Origin of the sequence: Solimonas sp. K1W22B-7 (genome assembly GCF_003428335.1) — a bacterium.
Taxonomy (GTDB): domain Bacteria; phylum Pseudomonadota; class Gammaproteobacteria; order Nevskiales; family Nevskiaceae; genus Solimonas_A.
The window spans coordinates 5,229,729-5,247,666 of sequence record NZ_CP031704.1 but is presented as its reverse complement, the minus strand read 5'-3'; the positions used below and the strand labels follow the sequence as shown (position 1 = coordinate 5,247,666).

At 67.8% G+C, this 17,938-nt stretch carries 15 protein-coding genes; 6 read left to right on the top strand and 9 right to left on the bottom strand.

The genetic code is table 11. The features are described from left to right. Positions 1-30 precede the first annotated feature (30 nt). From D0B54_RS23475 to D0B54_RS23465, 3 genes are all read left to right on the top strand, one after another. Positions 31-903, top strand: a complete 873-nt coding sequence (locus D0B54_RS23475; protein WP_117294727.1) for a pirin family protein — start codon at positions 31-33, stop codon at positions 901-903. A gap of 60 nt (positions 904-963) precedes the next feature. Then, on the top strand, positions 964-1,425 hold the full coding sequence (locus tag D0B54_RS23470; protein ID WP_117294726.1) for a DoxX family protein: 462 nt from the start codon (positions 964-966) through the stop codon (positions 1,423-1,425). Positions 1,426-1,664: 239 nt separating this feature from the next. Further along, complete coding sequence (locus D0B54_RS23465) at positions 1,665-2,708, top strand: RNA methyltransferase (protein WP_117294725.1); 1,044 nt, start codon at positions 1,665-1,667, stop codon at positions 2,706-2,708. Positions 2,709-2,741: 33 nt separating this feature from the next. On the opposite strand, the gene D0B54_RS23460 is transcribed toward D0B54_RS23465, so the two are convergent. Further along, positions 2,742-3,458 carry a hypothetical protein gene (locus D0B54_RS23460; protein WP_117294724.1) on the bottom strand — a complete coding sequence of 239 codons (717 nt, stop codon included), beginning with the start codon at positions 3,456-3,458 and terminating at the stop codon, positions 2,742-2,744. 339 nt (positions 3,459-3,797) lie between these two features. Beyond that, on the bottom strand, positions 3,798-4,499 hold the full coding sequence (locus tag D0B54_RS25030) for an AraC family transcriptional regulator ligand-binding domain-containing protein (protein WP_162932660.1): 702 nt from the start codon (positions 4,497-4,499) through the stop codon (positions 3,798-3,800). 126 nt (positions 4,500-4,625) lie between these two features. Here D0B54_RS25030 and D0B54_RS23450 point away from each other — a divergent pair, with 126 nt between their 5' ends. Continuing rightward, positions 4,626-6,923 carry a beta-glucosidase family protein gene (locus D0B54_RS23450; RefSeq protein ID WP_162932659.1) on the top strand — a complete coding sequence of 766 codons (2,298 nt, stop codon included), beginning with the start codon at positions 4,626-4,628 and terminating at the stop codon, positions 6,921-6,923. 194 nt (positions 6,924-7,117) lie between these two features. After that, positions 7,118-8,710: a right-handed parallel beta-helix repeat-containing protein gene (locus D0B54_RS23445; RefSeq protein WP_162932658.1), complete on the top strand. Its 1,593-nt coding sequence runs from the start codon at positions 7,118-7,120 to the stop codon at positions 8,708-8,710. A 475-nt stretch (positions 8,711-9,185) separates the two neighbouring features. Here D0B54_RS23445 and D0B54_RS23440 read toward each other — a convergent pair whose 3' ends face one another. Continuing rightward, the gene (locus D0B54_RS23440) at positions 9,186-9,926 is read right to left on the bottom strand and encodes a queuosine precursor transporter (RefSeq protein ID WP_117295487.1); all 741 of its coding nucleotides are present in this window, start codon (positions 9,924-9,926) and stop codon (positions 9,186-9,188) included. Positions 9,927-10,022: 96 nt separating this feature from the next. Here D0B54_RS23440 and D0B54_RS23435 point away from each other — a divergent pair, with 96 nt between their 5' ends. Next, positions 10,023-11,063: a DUF5924 family protein gene (locus D0B54_RS23435; RefSeq protein ID WP_117294718.1), complete on the top strand. Its 1,041-nt coding sequence runs from the start codon at positions 10,023-10,025 to the stop codon at positions 11,061-11,063. A gap of 10 nt (positions 11,064-11,073) precedes the next feature. Here the strand turns inward: D0B54_RS23435 and D0B54_RS23430 are convergent, their stop codons facing one another. The 6 genes from D0B54_RS23430 to D0B54_RS23405 all read right to left on the bottom strand — a co-directional run bounded on the left by D0B54_RS23430 (position 11,074) and on the right by D0B54_RS23405 (position 17,908). Then, a complete protein-coding gene (locus D0B54_RS23430) occupies positions 11,074-12,753 on the bottom strand; it encodes a hypothetical protein (protein ID WP_117294716.1) in 1,680 nt (559 codons plus the stop codon). Then, positions 12,750-14,144 carry a hypothetical protein gene (locus D0B54_RS23425; RefSeq protein ID WP_117294714.1) on the bottom strand — a complete coding sequence of 465 codons (1,395 nt, stop codon included), beginning with the start codon at positions 14,142-14,144 and terminating at the stop codon, positions 12,750-12,752. Before D0B54_RS23425 ends, D0B54_RS23430 begins: the two co-directional genes overlap by 4 nt. A gap of 221 nt (positions 14,145-14,365) precedes the next feature. After that, entirely contained in the window at positions 14,366-16,186 is a 1,821-nt protein-coding gene (locus tag D0B54_RS23420) for a sensor histidine kinase (protein WP_117294712.1), read from the bottom strand. A 58-nt stretch (positions 16,187-16,244) separates the two neighbouring features. Continuing rightward, positions 16,245-16,922, bottom strand: coding sequence for a response regulator transcription factor (locus tag D0B54_RS23415; protein ID WP_117294710.1), 678 nt, complete (start codon positions 16,920-16,922; stop codon positions 16,245-16,247). A 69-nt stretch (positions 16,923-16,991) separates the two neighbouring features. Continuing rightward, entirely contained in the window at positions 16,992-17,387 is a 396-nt protein-coding gene (locus D0B54_RS23410) for a hypothetical protein (RefSeq protein WP_117294709.1), read from the bottom strand. 173 nt (positions 17,388-17,560) lie between these two features. Beyond that, a complete protein-coding gene (locus D0B54_RS23405) occupies positions 17,561-17,908 on the bottom strand; it encodes an enhanced serine sensitivity protein SseB C-terminal domain-containing protein (protein ID WP_162932657.1) in 348 nt (115 codons plus the stop codon). Positions 17,909-17,938 lie beyond the last annotated feature (30 nt).

Here is a 17,938-nt window from a genome sequence, read left to right as displayed (position 1 = left end):
AACCTGTGCCGCATGAACACGGAGACAGCCATGAACCCGCAGGCGACACTGGACACGCAGATCACACCCGCGCCGGAGACGGCCGGCCCTCGCGGGGTGACCTTGCACCGCGGCAGGCAGCACGGCCCCATCGTCCGCCTGGTGAGCCCCTCGAATGTCGGCGAGCGGATCAAGCCCTTCGTCTTCCTCGATCACGGCGAGCTGGAGCCCACTGGGCATAGCTTCTTCGGCATCCATCCGCATTCCGGTATCGCGACGCTGACCGTCGTCCTCAGCGGCGCGCTGGCCTACGCGGACACGACCGGGAAGCAGGGCGAAATCGTCGCCGGCGGCCTGGAATGGATGAAAGCCGGCAATGGGGTATGGCACGACGGCTGGGTGCCGAAGGGCGACCCCATGCGCTTCTTCCAGCTCTGGATCGCGCTGCCGCCGTCGCTGGAGAACTCGCCGCCGGAAAGCCAGTACGTGCCGCCTTCGGCAGTGCCGCAGGCAGGTCCGGCGCGCGTCGTGCTCGGCCAGCTGGGGCAGGCCAGGAGCGCCATCGCCGGCGCACCGGCGGGCATCGACTACTTCCACGTGCAACTCGAAGACGGAGCGCACTGGCAGCACACACCGTCGGCGGGTCACGACGTCGCGTGGCTGGCGGTGGACCGCGGCCGCCTGAAAGTGGGCGGCAAGACCGTTGCCGACGGCGTCATCGCGGTGTTCGAGGAGTCGCAAGGCGACGCCATCGAAGTCCAGGCCGAGGGCAACACCTCCTTCGTCTTCGGCTCCGCGATCCGGCATCCGCATCCGCTGGTGCTCGGCGAGTACTCGATCCATACGAATGCCGATGCCCTTGCCCGTGGCCAGGCGGAAATCCGTCGCATCGGCCGCCTGCTTCGCCCGGAAGGGCGGCGATAAGCCCGCAGCATCCCTCCCCACACCTCTTCGACCGTCCCACCCACAGCACAGGAGCACCCCATGAGCACCCACGCATCCACCTCCACCCGCAACCTCGTTGCCCCCTCTTCCCGCAACCGCATCCAGGAGTCGTCCGTGAATACCCTGAAGTCCGTTTCCGAACTCGCCGGCCGCATCCTGCTGTCGGCCATCTTCCTGATCTCCGGCCTGGGCAAGATCGGCGCCTATGCCGGGACCGCGGCCTACATGTCCTCGCTCGGCGTGCCCGCCGCCTTGCTCCCGGCCGTCGTCGCGACCGAGGTCCTCGGTGCCGTCGCGATCATCGTCGGCTGGCAGACGCGCGTCACCGCCTTCCTGCTGGCAGGCTTCACGCTGCTCACGGGCCTGGTGTTCCACAGCCACTTCGCCGACCCGATGCAGTCGATCATGTTCCTCAAGAACGTCGCGATTGCCGGCGGCTTCCTGCTGCTGGTTGCCAGCGGCGCCGGTCCCCTGAGTGTGGATCGTCGCTACTCGAAGTAGGCGCGCAGGCGACGCGCGCGGTACCGGCCACCCGGCCGGTACCGCGCGCGATCCGTTGTGGGTCGGCCGCTTCCGGGCACCCGGCATGCTCCGGGCTGAACATGACGAGGCAGGCGGGCGACTTCAGCCACCCGCGAGCAGCCGCAGGGGGACATATACTCACCCACCATGCTGACGCGATATCTCCCAGCTGCTGCGAAGGCCGCCTTTGACGAGCGGGCGGATTGAGAATGGCAGCAATGCATATCGCAGAGATTCGCGAGCGGCTGCGGCAAACAGGCGCCGCGCCGATCCACGAGCGGCATGTGCTGCGCCTGTGGGCACAGGGAGCCGCGCAGACCAGCAAGCGCAATCTCGAGGACTTCCTGCCGAAGCGCCTCCGCGAGGCCCTGCCGGAACTGGAGGCCGACCTGGCGGCCCTGGTGGCGCTGCGCTCGGTCCACCCCAGCGAGGACGGCTCGGAACGCCTGCTGCTCGGGCTGCGTGACGGCCAAACCATCGAGAGCGTGCTGCTCCCCCGCGAGGGCCTGTGTGTGTCCACCCAGGTCGGCTGCGCGGTGGGTTGCGTCTTTTGCATGACCGGTCGCACGGGTCTGATCCGCCAGATCGGCAGCGCCGAGATCGTTGCCCAGGTGGTGCTCGCGCGCCAGCGCCGGCCGGTCAGGAAGGTGGTGTTCATGGGCATGGGCGAGCCGGCGCACAACCTCGACGCGGTGCTGGAGGCCATCGAGCTGCTCGGCACCGGCGGCGCGATCGGCCACAAGAACCTGGTGTTCTCCACAGTGGGCGACCTGCGCGTGTTCGAGCGCCTGCCGCAGGGGCAGGTGAAACCGGCACTGGCGCTGTCGCTGCACACCACAGACGCCGCCCTGCGCGCACAGCTGCTGCCGCGTGCGCCACGCATTGCGCCGGAGGACCTGGTGGCGCTGGGCGAAGACTACGCGCGCCGCACCGGCTATCCGATCCAGTATCAATGGACCTTGCTCGACGGGATCAATGACAGCCCGGCTGAACTCGACGGCATCGTCCGCATGCTCAAGGGCCGGTACGCCGTGCTCAACCTGATTCCCTACAACGCCGTCGACGATCTGCCCTTCAAGCGCCCGACCTGGGAGCGCGCACGCGCGATCGCACGCGACCTGCATCGGCGCGGCATCCTGACGAAGCTGCGCCAGTCGGCCGGCCAGGACGTCGAGGGCGGCTGCGGCCAGTTGCGCGCGCGTGCGGCACGCATCAAGGGCCGGGCCGCTCAGCCCAAGGTCATCGAGCGGCAGTTCATGTAGAGCGGATCACTGATCCGCCTTTCGCGGCAGGCTCTAGCTCGAACCAGCCACTACTTCATAGATCAGCAGCACGACCAGCGCCGCAGGCAGATAGGCCGCGAGCGTCATCGCTTTAATCAGGGGCGCAGGCAATGTCGAATGCTGGTGCAGCGACCGCGCATTCAGCCGGATGAAAGAAGACGTGCGCAAGAAGCCGACCAGACTCCACCAGCCGAGCAGACCGGTGAGCAACAAGGAACGGACGCCGCGCTTCGTCGCATGCGCCTTGCAATACACGCCGGGGCTCGTTGTCCATCGTGTGATACTGACGAAGCCGTACACACGACCGAACGCCAACGGCTCTCCTCCGCGCACGCCACAGTCGTGGCAGGTGTCGGCCGGCGCCGCCGCCTGCGCGGCCGCAAGCTCATTGCCTGAAACTGCAGCCTTCGCGCGCTCGGTCGCAAGGTTCACGCAGTCCACGAATTCGTTGAGGTGCTTGTTCCTGCCAATCGACAGGCCAAACAAATTGTTCGTTGTAAGCATCAACAGCTTGGCAACGTTGCGGCCATCCAGGAAGACCAGAGCCGCCCCAGGCCCGACGCGCTCGGCGCTCTTCACTTTGACCAGGGGGATACGCAGTTCGGAGAGCACGAGGAGACTGCCCTCGATTTTGACCTTGTAGTTACGCCCCAGATTGACGTACTCGCCATTCCGGTCAGCTTCGACGAATGTTCCCTTGTATGGCCTGTCTGAACCGGCAGTGCTCATGGCTTCCCTGTGTGACTTCTGCGTGTGACGCCGCAGGGCAAAGTGTAACCGAGCTTGTCGGCCAGCCAATCCAGAGTTGATGGTTACGATCGGCAGCCTCGGCCAAAGAGCGACTTCGGCAGGCATAGCTACAATACTAAGGGCGGGTCTTGACCCGCCTTCCGCGACAGGCGGGTCAAGACCCGCCCTTGTATCTTATCTGCGCACCCGAAACGCGACGGGTGCAGGATGAGGCGGGGAAGCTGATCCCGCCCTGAGACCTTGAGTCTGCTCCGTAGATCAGACCCGCCTCGTCCCCTTAGTGCCCTTGTCGAGACTGGACGGTAGCCAAGACCCGGATCATCCGTGAGTCTGCATGCACAAGGAAAGTCGGCCTATTGGGCACGGATTCGCGGTGGCGACCGGCATCCGCAGGAAGTCGGCAGGAAACTCCAGCTTGGTGTCGCGCTGGCCGAAGCGGGTGCGGCCGCCAAAGAAGCGGTCATAGACCTCGTCGTCGCGCGGGCGCGGGAACTGGACGTACGCGGTCACGCCGGCGCCGCGCCGGTCGGTGATCCAGCGCGCCAACGTGATCCGCGATGCCTGCTGCAGCTTGGGCATCGAGTCGGGCACCGGGCTGCCGTGCGACCACTGCCAGATAACATCGACACTGCGGCCGCGCGTCACGAGGCGGGTCGAACTGATGTCACCGGCGAGGCGCAAATAGCGCTGCATCTGCTCGATGGCGTCGCCGAACGTGGCGCAACTCATCGCCACGTAGCTGAGCAGCCGATATGGCGCGGCTGGATACTGCTGCCGACTTTCAGCGCCAGTTCGGGCTCGCCGGTCGCTGAAATCGCGGCCTGTAGAAAGATAGGCGCATACCAGCCTCTGCGATTGCGGAGACGCGGCCTCACAGATTGGCCGACAAAGGCCCTTTACTGGCCTTTGCTGACCCTGCTTCTGTGCGACGGGACGGCTACAGTCCTTATGAGTACTCGAAGGCTGAATAAAAATCCGAAGCCGTAGGCTGCGCTGTCGGCAAAAAAGTGTGCCACCCATTGGGCGGAGCACCATGATTCGAGGAGAATCGATGATGTCGAAATTGCTGCGCTACGGGTCGATCGTCGCCATGGAAACGGCTGCTCTGCTCTGCGGCGCACGTTGTTGCTGCAGGGCGGCGCGCCTATGAACGTCCCGTCAAAGCTGTGTGCGGGCCTGCTGCTCGCCCTGCTTGGCCTCGGGTTGTCGGCCTGTGGCAGAAGCCAGCCGCAGGCCGCAGCCGGTACGTCGCCGGTCGCCGCGGCCGGCCCGGCGCGCTGCGGCGAGCATCCCTGGTGCGATACCCGGCTGTCGGCGGATGCGCGCGCCGATCGGCTGCTGGCGGAAATGACGCTGGAGGAGAAGATTTCCCTGCTCGGCGGCGACGATGTGTTCGCCACCACGCCGCTGCCGTCGCAGACCCGGCACACCGGCACCAGCTTCGGCATCGAGCGGCTCGGGATTCCGACGATCTATTACGCCGATGGCCCGCATGGCGTGGCGCAGGCGACCGGTGGCACTCCGATGCCGGCGGGCATCGCGCTGGCGGCGAGCTGGGATCCACGCCTGGCCTATCGCTACGGCAGCGTCATCGGCGAGCAGGCGCGCGGTCGCGGCAACGACGTGGTCTTCGCGCCCAATCTTGATCTCGTGCGCAATCCGTTCTGGGGCCGCAACATGGAGACCATGGGCGAGGATCCCTTCCTCGCGCGCACCTTTGCTCCGCCCCTGGTGCACGGCATCCAGGATCAGGGCGTGATCGCCAACGCCAAGCATTTCGTCGGCAACCACCAGGATGGCGCGCTGTCGGTGCCGCCCGAAGGCTTCCCGCTGCCGCCGCTGACTGGAGCCGTGGGTGGGCGTTTCACGACCGATGTCGTGGTCAGCGAGCGCGCCCTGCGCGAAATCTATCTCCAGTCCTACGAGGCGGCGGTCAAGGAAGGCGGCGTAGGCACCGTCATGTGTTCCTACAACCGCCTGAACGGGCCCTGGGCCTGCGAGAATCCCTTCACGCTGACCCAGGTCTTGCGCGAGGAATGGGGCTTCAAGGGCTATGTGCTGGCCGACTACAACGCCGTGCACATCCCGCAGGCGGGGCTCAACGCTGGCCTGGACTTCGAACCCTGGCCGGCGCTGGTATACAGCCCGCTGGTGGTCCAGGCCGTGCGCGCGGTCGCCCTGGTGAGCGACGAAACCATCAATAAGCGCGTGCGCAACATCCTGCGGACGCATTTCGCCTTCGGCGTCTTCGACCGGGCGGCTTACCCGGACGACATCTCGAGGATCGACACCGAAGGGCATTTTGCCGCGTCGCGCAGCATCGCCGAGCAGGGCATGGTGCTGATGAAGAACGACGGCGAATTGCTGCCGCTGCCGGCGCGCGCGGGCCTGAAGCTCGCGCTGATCGGCGCGGCCGCTGATCGCTACAACGCCGGTAGAGGTTCGTCCTTCGTCATCCCGCTGAAGACGACCACCCTGCGTCAGGGCCTGGAGGCGCGCGCCGCGGCGGCTGGCGTCGAGCTGCGTTACGACCCGGGCACCAGCACGAGCACCGCCGCCGCGCTGGCGCGAGAGGCGGACGTGGTTATCGTCGCGGTCAGCAATCACATGACCGAAGGTCACGACCAGCCCTGCCTGTCGCTGGACTGCGGTGGACTGCTGGGGCCGCTCGGCGAAGCATTGAGCTTTACGCCCGAATGCCTGCTGAGCGACTGCGCCGGCAATCAGGATGCGCTGATCGCAGCGGTGGCGGCAGCCAATCCCAAGACCATGGTGGTGATGCAGACCGGCGGCCAGGTGCTCACGCCATGGCGGGACCAGGTGCCGGCGATTCTCGAAGCCTGGTATCCGGGCGCGGATGGCGGCACCGCCATGGCGCGCGTGCTGTTCGGCGACGTGAATCCGTCCGGCAAACTGCCCATCACTTTCCCTCGGCATACCGCCGACACGCCGGTCGGCGGCGATCTGCTGCGCTACCCCGGCAACGGCGTGCAGGTGTTCTACACCGAGGACGTGTTGATGGGCTACCGCTGGTACGACGCGCAAGGCCTCGAACCCGCGTTCCCGTTCGGCCACGGCCTGTCGTACACGCGTTTCCGCTATTCCGACCTGCAGGTGAACGACCGTGAGATCAGTGCCACGGTGGCCAACATCGGTACCCGGGAGGGCGCCGAAGTCGCGCAGCTCTACCTCGGCCTGCCGCAGCCGGCGCCGGGCATCGTGCAGCCGCCGCATCAGCTCAAGGGCTTTCAGAAAGTGCAGCTTGCCCCGGGCGAGTCGGCGCGCGTGCACTTCGCGCTCGACGCGCGCTCGTTCGCGTACTGGGACGAGGCCGGCGCGCGCTGGAGCGTGGCGCCCGGCTGCTACGGCGTGGCGGTGGGATCGTCGTCGCGCGCACTGCCGCTGCAAGGGGTTATCGCTCAGGCGGGAGGAAACTGCCCATGAGGCTACGGCAGCCGCGACCGGACTTGGAGGTCCACACCAGCAGTTCGCGGGGGCTTGTCTGCCCCCGGCAATGGGATCGCCGCAGATTCGGCGGTACCCGCCATCGTCGGCCTGACTACGCCAGGCAGCGCCCTGGCCATGCCGGACATTCCGGCGCCATATTCGCGGTTTTTGTAGCCCAACAGAAAAAAGCCATGCACGGTCTCACACCATCTCTAATTGTTGCTGCACTGAGCCTGGCGCTCACTGCGTGTCACCACAGCGACGCCACCGATCCCGGGATCTCAGGCGCCTATCACGTGGATTGCACGCAGCGCGAGGCCGGTGACGGCAGCGTGGCGCATCCCTGGAACAGCCTCGACCAGGCAAGCGCGCTGACGCTTACGCCAGGCACCAACATCCTGTTCAAGCGCGGTACGGTATGCACCGGTGCGCTCGAACTCCGCGGCGCCGGCGCAGCGGATCGGCCGGCGCGGGTCGGCGCCTACGGTGAAGGTTCCTTGCCGCGCATCGACGGCGTCTGCAGCAGCGATCCCGCTTTCCCGGACGCCGTGCTGCTGGAAGATGTTTCACACGTGATCCTCGAAGACTTGGAACTGACCAACCGCGGTGACCGCACAAAAATCTGCCGGGGCGTGCACGTGGTGGCGAAAGCCGAGGCTGTGGTCAGCAACGTGACCGTGCAACGGCTCCACATCCATAACGTCGACGGCGCGAGCTCGCCGAAGGAAACCGGCGGCGACGGCATCCTGTTCGATGCGCAGGCGAGCGGCAGCTTCAAGACGCGCTTCGATGGTGTGCTGGTCTCCGACAACCTGCTTGAAGACGTCTACCGCATGGGCATCTGGCTCAACGTGGCGGAGGGCGCGCGTGGCGTGCGTTCGCCATCCGGCGCATGGCCGGAAGCGGCCACCCGTGTGGTCGCGCGCGGCAACCGGCTATACCGGATTGGCGGCGATGGCATCGTGGTCACCGGCGCGTTCGGCGCGCATATCGAGGACAACGTGCTCGGTGGCGGCAACCTGCTGCACAAGCCGATAACCGACCCCAACTGGTTGTACAGCGCCGGCATGTGGGCCTTCGCGTCGAACGACACCGTGATCCAGCGCAACGAGGTCTACGGCATGCTGGGCCCGGAAGCCGACGGTACCGGCTTCGATATCGATTTCAACCAGGATGGAACGATCGTCCAGTACAACTACAGCCACGACAATGCGGGTGGCTTCATCCTGGTGTGCGACAGCTTGATCCAGCAGCGATCCGCGGTGGTCCGCTACAACCTCAGCATCGACGATTACGGCCTGGTCCGCGACGGGCTCTGCCAACTGCCGCCGATAGGAACCGGCGGACTGTTTCAGGTCAAGGTCTACAACAACACCTTTGTCGGCAAAGAGCCGATCAACGGCAGCACCTCGATCATCGGTGCATCCAACCACATCCAGGACCCGACGAGCTACGAATTCTTCAATAACATCGTTTACTCAACCACAGAGATTCCCTACCTCGGCTTCGTCTGCCCGCTGCATTGCGCCAACAACCTGTTCTTCAACATGCTGCCGGTTGCGCTGCCGCCCTTCATCTTCGCAGACCCGTTGTTCCAGGATGCCGCCCGTCGCGGAGTCGGCCGCGAAATCGCCGGCGGCTTTGCCTTGCGCGCCGGCTCGCCCGCCGTCGGCACCGGCAGGACGATAGCCGGTCATCCGGATCGTGATTACTTCGGCAACCCCGTTCCAGCGGATACGGCGCCGACGATCGGGTTTTATGAACCACCACGGCCGACCCCATAAGCGGCCCCGCCTGGAGTTGTTCCAGAAGGTGCCATTGCTGAACCTGTGGTTCATGAAAGCTATTGGCCTGTTCCGGCCGGCGCGTCCGGTTTAACTGCCCGTGGCGAGCAATGAGGCCAAAAGGGGCCAGGCTGAATTATTTTTTGATAGGAGAACTGGCGCCGTGAAAAATATTCAACCCGGCCCCAATGGCACCCCCGGCAATGGGATCGCCGCAGATTCGGCGGTACCCGCCATCGTCGGCCTGACTACGCCAGGCAGCGCCCCGGCCATGCCGGACATTCCGGCGCCATATTCGCGGTTTTTGTAGCCCCCTTCGCCGAGACTTCCGAACAAATTCGGCCTTTGGGTAGCCTCTCCATTCGACTTCACTATGCGCTGCAACAGTCCGGACCGAGTTTACTTCTAAGTCCGCCTGACTCGATCTCGTACAGAGTTTGTTTCGGCAATACCGAGTTTAGTCCACGAGGTCAGCCTAGCGCCGATTCACGCCCTCATCCCGCAGCGAGAACGGCGTGAAGTTCGTATCCGTATCGAAGGTGTCCACGCCCTCCGCCTTCTTCAGCCGCCCGACCACGAAGTAGGTCAGCGGCGTCATGGCCACCTCCACGCCGAGCTTGAAGACGAAGTTGAAGCCGATCACCGCGATCAGCGCGTCATTGGTCCAGGTGCCGTAGAACGCCAGCGGGTAGAAGATCAGCGAGTCCACGCCCTGGCCGCAGATCGTGCTGCCGATGGTGCGCATCCACAGGTGACGTCCGCCGAAGTGGACCTTCATCTTGGCCATGACGAAGGAGTTGACGAAGTCGCCGGCCCAGTAGGCCAGCATGCTGGCGGCGACGATGCGCCAGGTGTTGCCGAACACCACCTCCAGCGCCGGCTGCAGCGTGGCGTTCCAGGGCTCGTCGGGGCTGGGCGTCATGCCCACCACCACCGCCGACATCAGCGTGGCGAACAGCATCGCGCCGAAGCCGGCCCAGATCGCGCGGCGCGCGCGGGCATAGCCGTAGACCTCGGTGAGCACGTCGCCGAAGATGTAGCCGATGGGAAAGAACAGGTTGCCGGCGCCGAAGTTGAAGCTGCCGAGCCAGGGCAGGGTGACCGTGCAGACCTTGCCAGGCCCGATCAGGTTGGAGCACAGCAGCACCGCGACCATGCCGCCCAGCAGGAAATCGTAGTAACGGAAACCCTGCGCCGATCCAGCCTGCGTGTTCATCATTGTCCCGGGAAGTCAGTCTGCATTCAGCTTACACCGGGATGCTGGCCGATCCCTCACCCCGGCGCGGCGACGCTGCCCCGCTACACTGGACCGATGACCGACACGCCCGCCCCCGCTCCTGCCGCCCCCGGCCCCGACGCTCCCTGGCTCGAGCGCTGGCTGTGGCGTGGCCGTCACTGGTGGGCCCCGACCAACTTTGCCGCCGGTGTCGGCAGCTTCTTCCTGATCAACCGGCAAGAGGCGATGGGGCTGTGGCTCGCCGGCTTCCTGCTGCTGGCCTGGATCGCGATCCTCGCCGAGGGCCTGCTGGGCCGCTGGATCGGCCGCTGGCGCCCGCAATGGGCGCATGCCTCGCCCTGGCTGCTGCGCTTCGTCACCCAGGGCGTCCACCAGGAAACCTTCTTCTTCGCGCTGCCCTTCCTGCTGCACACCACCACCTGGACCTCGATGCAGGCCGTGTTCACCGTGGTCGTGGCACTGGCGGCGCTGGCCTCCACCTGGGACCCGGCCTATCACCGCCAGATGACCGGCCGGCCGGCGATGTTCCTGGCCTACCACGCGCTGTCGATCTACGTCGCCACGCTGATCCTGCTGCCGACCTTCCTGCACATCACCACCACCGAGACCCTGGCCTGGTCGGCGCTGGCGGTGGCGGTGCTGGCCGTGCCGAGCCTGGCGCAGCTCCCCGAGCAGCGTCGCCTGCGCCACTGGTTCGCCTCCTTCGCCGGCGCCGCGGTGCTGGGCGCATTGGCCTGGCTCTACGGCCCCTGGGTGCCGCCGGTCACGCTGTGGATCAGCCAGGGCACGATCAGCCAGACCGTGGATGTCGAAGCCCGCGCCCCCGGGGCCCAGCTGCGCGAGATCGGCATTGCCGAGCTCAACGCCAACGGGCTCTACGCCTTCAGCGCGATCCGCGCCCCGGGCGGCCTGCGCGAGGAGGTCTTCCACCGCTGGGTGCACGAGGGCAGGGAAGTGGACCGCATCCCGCTGCACATCGAGGGCGGCCGCGAAGAAGGCTACCGTGCCTGGACGCGCAAGACCGGCTTCCCGGCGGACTGCGAGGGCGAGTGGAAGGTGCAGGTCATCACCGACGGCGGCCAGCTGATCGGCGAGATGCGCTTCCGCGTGAAGTAGCGCGCCGTACTCACTGCCGCGCCAGCGCCAGGTTCTCCTCGATCGCCTCGCGCAGCAGCGCCTGGCTGCCGCCGGGACGGTACGGCAGGTCGCCGCGCTTGGGCTTGCCGAACACACGCAGCCGTTCCAGCCGCCGCACGATCGCGCCCACGTCGCTGCCCGGATCGACCATGCGCGACCACAGGCGCATCAGCTCCTCGACGTTGCGTTGCCGCCGCAGCGGGTCGCCCGGCAGCTGCAGCGTCGCCGGCAGCGAGGGCGTGACCAGGATCAGCAGCGACTCCTCGCGCCGGATCGCGCTGCTGTTCTTCAGCAGCAGGTCCAGGCCGGGGATGTCGCCCGCCAGCGGTACCTGCGAGGACGTGTTGTCGTTGACCGATTCCGACAGCGCCGACAGGATCAGGGTCTGCCCGAAGGCCAGCTCCGAGGTGGCCTGCACCGACTGGCGGAACATGGTCAGCGACTGGTTGAAGTTGCCGACGTTCTCGCGCGACAGGAAGGAGCGCGCCGCCTCCACGCGGAAGCGCACCTCGCTGCGGCTGATCGCCTCCGGCGCCAGGCGCAGGCGCACGCCGACGTCGATGGGCCTGAGTTCGCCGAGGTTGATGCCGCTGACCGCGACGTTGACGGTGCGCCCGGCAAAGAAGTCCGACTCGCGGCCCAGGAAGGCGGTCAGCGAGGGCCGCGCGATCACACCGTAGTACTGTCGCGAGTCGTTGAACAGGTTGAGGTTGTAGTTGAGTTGCGGGATGCTGATCTGCGAGGTGATGGCGCGCGCGCTTTCGCGCGCCGTGCCGACCACGCCGTTGATCTCGCTGCTGCTGTTGGCACGGCTGTACTGGTTGTTGTAGCCGTACTGCAGGCGCAGGCCGTCGAACAGGTTCACGCCGCGGTTGCGGCCATCCACCACCGAGCTGAGGATGATCGTCACGTCCACCAGCATCTGGCGCGGATCCGCTGGCGGTGTGGCCGGCGCGGCCGCGGCCGGTGCATCCATCTGGGTCTCGCCCACCGTGTTCTGCGCCAGCAGCTGCTCGATGCGGCGCTGGCCCAGCCCCGCCTGCTCACCGCCGTCCTCGCGCAGCGCCGCCTGCATCAGCCCGCGCGCCCCGGCATCGCCTTCCACCGCCCCGGCATAGGCCGCCAGCCGCAGCGCATCGCCCTGCTCCGGGGCCAGCTGGCGCGCACGCTGCGATGCCAGCCGCAGCATCGCCCAGTCGCCGCGGTAGTAGGACGCTACGCCCAGGCCGTAGAACGCCTCCCAGCGTGCCGGCTGGTCCAGCGCCGCGGCGGCGAAGCGGTCCTGCGCCTCGTCGTAGCGGCCGCGTTCCAGCTCCAGGAAGCCGGTCATCATCTGCGCCCAGAAATTCATCGGCGTGAACTGCAGCGCGTTGTCGTAGCCCACCTCGGCCATGTCCAGCTGCGCGCGGTTGCCTTCGCGCGCCATGCCGTCGTAGGTCAGCGCGTAGAGGAACTGCAGGTAGCCGTTGCGCAGGTCGTTGCGCAGCGCCGCAGCAAGGCCCGGCTGCGCGCCGGCCCAGTCCTGCCGCAGCAGTGCCGCGCGCAGCGGCTCCCAGCCGCCGTCCGCGGTCGCGGGCGCCTGGGCCTGCGGCGGCGTGCTGGCGCAGGCGCAGAGGGCCAGCATCGCCGCGGCAAGAGTGCCGCGGCGCAGGGCGGGCAGGGGCTTCACGGCGCCGGGCAGTCGTCGGCGGTGTCGGCGGTGCGATGATCGCGATCGCAGTCCTGCGTGCTGCGCGGTGGCAGGCCCTGGCTCGGCTGGCTGCCGCCGAAGAAGTCGCCCGCGTCCTGCTGGCGGTTGCCGGCGGTGTTGGTGGCGTCCGGCCCCAGGTCGATCGCGCCGAATTTCTTGTCGTTGAAGTCCAGGCCGCCCTGCGGGGCGCCGCCCTCGCGCAAGCCACCGGACTGGCCGGGATTGCCGAACAGGTTCTGGCCGATCGCGCTCTGCGAGGGCACCACCGCGCCGGAAACCGCCGCGCCCGCGCTGCCGTCGCCACGGTCGGGATTCACCGCGCCATCCCGCTTGGCGGCCGCCTTGATCTGGAAGTTGCGGTCGTTGAGCTTGTTGTCCAGGAACTCCTGCTTGCCCGGCTGGAAGCGCGCCTCCTCGGAGGGCGTGTCGACCTCCTTCTGGTTCGCGTCGATCTTTTCGGTCTTGGTGACCTTGCCCGTGGCGTCGGTGGTGATGATCGTGGCCGAGCCGTCCTTCTTGCGATTGATCGTGGTGGTGGAGCCGTCGCTGCGCGTATGGGTGATGATTTCACCGCCGCCATCGATCTTGGTGCTTTCCACCTTGTCGGGTTTGGTCGATTCCTTCGCGCTTGCGTTGGCGTCGGCGCAGTCGTTCTCATTGAGCGCGCAGCGCATCTGCGGGTCGGTGGCGCCGGGGGCAACTCCCTTCATCACGCCGTCCGGCGTCGCGCCGATCCTGGCGGCGGCGTCCCTGGCGGCTTCCGCGGAGCGGCCGGGGGCCCTCACCTCGCCGTTGGGCAGCACGATGGTGCCCTGGTCCGAGCTGAAGAAGCCGCCGTCGCTGATCGCGCCCTTGCCCTGCGCGCCGATGCCCGTGGGCCCCGTGCCGCCGTCCGCGGGCCCGGTGAGGCTGGTGACCGGGTTGCCGCCAATACCCGCACCCGCCGCGTTCAGTGCATCGGTATTGACCTGCCGCTGGCCGAAGCCCTGGTTGAAGCCCGGGTTGTTCGTGGCGCTGTCGTTGAGTTGGCCCGCCAGGTTCGCGCGCGCTTCCGTCGCCGGGGAGGACAGGCGGGTCGTCGCGTCCGCCTTGCTGCCGCCGGGCTGGCCGCTGACCACGTCCTTGCGGCCGGTGTCCACGCCCGGCACCGCCGGCGAGGCATTGCCCGGCACCTTGGTGGCGTTGTCCTTCGCCGCCGCCTTGGCCGCTTCCGCAGCCGCCGCCTTGCTGCTGGTCGACGCGACGGTGCCGGCCTGCAGCTTGGGCTCGATTTTCCTTTCGGGCACGGTCTCGGCCTGGGCCGACAGCGCGAACAGCGAGGCCGCCAGCGCGAGCGCCAGGGGTTTGAAGCGGGGGGTGTCGTTCCTCATGACTCTGTCTCCTGACCATCATCCGGATGGCAGGGCCAGCGTAGGTCCGGCGGCGTGGCCACCGGTATCACAGGAATTGGTGAGGGCCCGCAGCGCCGGCGCGTGACGCAGTTCGCGGAATCCATAACTTATCCCCTCTCCCGCTGGCGGGAGAGGGTTAGGGTGAGGGTGGTGCGTCGGCGGTACGCACGGACCTGCCGCCAGAAGGGCTCGGCCCCGCCCTACCTCCCCTCCACCGGCATCACCGGCACAAGCAACCTCACCCGCGTCCCTGGCTGCAGCCCCGTCCACTCGATCTCCCCGCCCAGCCGCAGCGCGCGCCGCCGCAGGTTCGCCAGCCCGTGGTGCCCGGGCCGCTCCCGCGTCGCGTCGAAGCCCACGCCATCGTCCTCCACCGTCAGCAGCAAGTGCTCGCCCACCGTCTCCGCCACCACCCGCAGCCGGGTCGCCCGCGCATGGCGCAGCGCGTTGTGCGCAGCCTCCTGCACCACGCGCAGCAGCTGCAGCAGCGCCGCCGGCGGCCAGCGCAGCTCGTCCGGCAATCCGCGCAGCTCGAACTGCAGCGTCACCCCCGCATCGAGGCTCGCCGGGTCCAGCCGCTCGCGCAGCAATGCCAGGGCCGCCTTCAGCGACAGCTCGCCCGGATCCAGCGAGAACAGGATCAGGCGCAGGTCGTCCAGCGCCCCTTGCAGTGCGCGCGCCGCCGGCGTGTCGCCGGCCCCCTCGTTGTCCAGCCGTGCCAGCGCCGCCACCAGCGTGCCGCCCAGGCCATCGTGCATGTCGGCGAACAGGCGCTCGCGCTCCGCCGCGATCACCCGCTCCTGCCCGGCGCGCTCCAGCTCGCGATAGCTCGCCGCGATCTGCGCCTCGCGCTGCGCCACGCGGTCGGCCAGCTCCCGGTTCAGCGTTTCCGCCTCGTTCAGTGCGGCCAGGAAGCGCTGCAGCAGCACCCAGGTGAAAGTGGCCAGCGGCAGCGGCCCCGCAAAGGGGAAGAACAGCCCGTCCCAGGGCGCGATGAGGCCGGCCAGCAGCAGCGAGTCGTGCAGCGCCGTCACCGCCAGCAGCAGCGCCGACTGCAGCATCCAGAAAGCCGTGGCGTCGCTGCGCGGCAGCAGCTCGCGGATGTAGAGCCGGTACATCGTCCAGCTGCCCAGGCCCAGCACCGCGAACTGGAACGCCGGCAGCATCCGCCCGTACAGAACCTGATCGCCGACCAGCAGACCTGCCGCGAGCAACAGCAGCGGCGCCGCCGCCGCGACGCGCAGCAGTCCGCGCGCCAGGCCCGGCCGGCGCTCGCCGACGTAGTACATGCCCAGCATCGCCGAGGCCACCACGAACCAGGCGAACAGCAGGTAGGGCAGCATCGTCCACGCGGGCTCCGGCAAAGGGGCGCGCGCGAACAGGAAGCAAGGGTAGTAGAGCCCGCCGGCGAAGCAGGTCAGTGCATGCCAGAGATAGATGCGTTGCTGGCGCCGGCCCAGCCACAGCATCAGGCTGACGCCGCCGAGCACGAGGGACGCAATCACCAGGGCCATCACGCCGTCGCGTTTCAGCAGCACGCGCAGCGCATGGCGCGGCGCCAGCGCCGTTTCCGGGCCCAGCTGCACTTCGCCGAGGAAGCTGCGCTGCTGCGGCACACGCGGAACATCGATGACGACGAGGTTCCCGCCGCTGCGCAGCAGCGGCGGCGGGATCGACAGCAGCAGGGGCTGGAAACGCTGGCGATGCCGTTCGGCGCCGCTGCGCAACGGCACGCCGTTGATGCTCACCGACGGCGGGTGGCTGAAGCTCTGCAGGTAAAGCGCCCAGGGCTCTGCGGGAATCGCCGCCAGCGCAAAGCGTCCCTCGTAGCGCGCGGAGTGCAGCAGGTTGCGCTCATGCGGCAGCGACACGGGCTCGGGGGTGTCGCTTTCGGAAGAGAACTGCCAGGCGATCCGGTCCACCGGGCCCGGCGGCTCGATGCGATGCATCGCCACGATGCCGAGATAGAAGGCCGCGCAGACCGCGACATGCAGCAGCGCGCGCAAGGCGATGCGGGTCACGCCGCCGGCCTCCCCCTGTTCGTCCCGAGCCTGTCGAAGCATGAACGGGGGGAGGGAGCTAGTGCGCCCGGCCGCGCGGTGCGCCGGGACCGATCAGCCCCTGCTGCGTCGCCTCGAACACCGCCTCGCCGCGCGAGCTGACCGCCAGCTTGCGGTAGATCTGCTTCACGTAGGTGCCCACGGTGTTGATCGAAATGCCCAGCGCATCGCCGATCTCGGCATAGGCATAGCCCTTGGCGACCAGGTCGAGCACGTCGGTCTCGCGGTCGGACAGGAAGCGCGACGACGGCACGACCGGCACCGGCGCGGGCTTGTGGAAGCGCTGCAACAGGTGGCGCGCCACGCGCGCACTCATCGGCGAGCCGCCCTCCAGCATCTCGCGGATCGCGCGTCCCACCTGCGGCGCGCTGGCGTCCTTGAGCAGGTAGGAGCAGGCGCCGGCCTCGATCGCCTCCACCACGTGCGCCTCGTCGCCGAACACCGAGATCACCATCACCAGGGTATCGGCGCGCAGCGCCAGCGCCTCGCGGATCAGCTCGGAACCGCGTCCGTCGGGCAGGCCCAGGTCCACCAGCAGCACCTCGGGCGGGCACAGGCGCAGCAGTTCACGCGCCTCGGCGCAGCTACCGGCAGCGCCCAGCAGCTGCAGGCCGGCGTCGGCCGCCACGGCGCGCGCCAGCCGCTCGCGCACCTGCGGCTCGTCCTCCACCAGCACCACCCGGTGAACCCCCGTCACGCCCGCCTCCTGCTTGCGCCCTGGACAGATTCTAGCCGGGCTTGGGGCCTGCCGATGGCGACGGCGATCTCAAGCCGGCCGGACTTCGATCCCCGCCGACTGCAGGGCGGCAAGGATGTGCTGCGACAGGGTGGCCGTGGCACGTTCGGCCGCGGGGCCCGCGCGTTTCCTGAACAGCCCGCCGGGCGCCCGGATGAAGATGCTCCACTGGATCGGCAGCCCCTTGTAGCCCTCGCCTTCATCGGCCTGGCTGGAGCAGCAGATCATCAGCTCGGTCTCGCCCTCGATGCGTTCGATGAACCAGCCCCAGTCCTCGCCCAGCGGATAGCCGGTGACGACCCCGCGCTTCATCAGCTCCAGCGACAGCCAGTGCGCCAGTTCGAATCCATAGACGCCCGGATTGGCCTGGCTGTCCTCCGGCAGATAGGGGCAGAACTTCGCCGAGGTAAATTCGATCTGCCACATTGTGGTGCTCCTTGAACTCATCCGACATGCAGGCCGCGACAGCCCGTAGGTTGGGCTGAGCGCAGCGATGCCCAACGTTCCTGGCCTCGCATTCCGGGCATTGCTACGCTCGCCCGGTGACCCCTGCTTCCGGCAGCCCAAGCTGCATCACCGGACAGATTCTAGCCAGGGGATCAGAACAGGCCGAGGAACCGGCGCGAATAGAACGGCTTGGCGCTCTTGAGGAAGTAGTCCTCCACGCCCCCTCCGTGGCCGGTGATCGCCACGAAATCCACCGGCGGATCGGGGATCGACACATTCTGCGCCACCATCCCGGCCTCGGCGATCAGCGCGTCGCGGTCGCCGGTCGCTTCCACCGCGATCAGCGTATGCGGCGGATCGCCGGTCTCCGGGTTGTGGAAATGAGCGAGCCAGGCTCGCTTCACCTGCGTGCGGGTCTTGAACAGACGCTCCAGGGCCGCCGCCAGCGCGTCCGGATGCCGGCTCGGCTGACCCAGCAGCACCTGTGTGTCCTTCCGCACGACATGGCTCCCGGCGGGCGGCCAATGGGC

What these genes read in the sequence shown, in the direction of transcription:
- D0B54_RS23470 (WP_117294726.1), top strand. Translation starts at nt 964, where the DNA reads ATGAGCACCCACGCATCCACCTCCACCCGCAACCTCGTTGCCCCCTCT.
- D0B54_RS23465 (WP_117294725.1), top strand. Translation starts at nt 1,665, where the DNA reads ATGCATATCGCAGAGATTCGCGAGCGGCTGCGGCAAACAGGCGCCGCG.
- D0B54_RS23475 (WP_117294727.1), top strand. Translation starts at nt 31, where the DNA reads ATGAACCCGCAGGCGACACTGGACACGCAGATCACACCCGCGCCGGAG.
- D0B54_RS23450 (WP_162932659.1), top strand. Translation starts at nt 4,626, where the DNA reads ATGAACGTCCCGTCAAAGCTGTGTGCGGGCCTGCTGCTCGCCCTGCTT.
- D0B54_RS23440 (WP_117295487.1), bottom strand. Translation starts at nt 9,926, where the DNA reads ATGAACACGCAGGCTGGATCGGCGCAGGGTTTCCGTTACTACGATTTC.
- D0B54_RS23425 (WP_117294714.1), bottom strand. Translation starts at nt 14,144, where the DNA reads ATGAGGAACGACACCCCCCGCTTCAAACCCCTGGCGCTCGCGCTGGCG.
- D0B54_RS23410 (WP_117294709.1), bottom strand. Translation starts at nt 17,387, where the DNA reads ATGTGGCAGATCGAATTTACCTCGGCGAAGTTCTGCCCCTATCTGCCG.
- D0B54_RS23435 (WP_117294718.1), top strand. Translation starts at nt 10,023, where the DNA reads ATGACCGACACGCCCGCCCCCGCTCCTGCCGCCCCCGGCCCCGACGCT.
- D0B54_RS25030 (WP_162932660.1), bottom strand. Translation starts at nt 4,499, where the DNA reads ATGGGTGGCACACTTTTTTGCCGACAGCGCAGCCTACGGCTTCGGATT.
- D0B54_RS23460 (WP_117294724.1), bottom strand. Translation starts at nt 3,458, where the DNA reads ATGAGCACTGCCGGTTCAGACAGGCCATACAAGGGAACATTCGTCGAA.
- D0B54_RS23445 (WP_162932658.1), top strand. Translation starts at nt 7,118, where the DNA reads ATGCACGGTCTCACACCATCTCTAATTGTTGCTGCACTGAGCCTGGCG.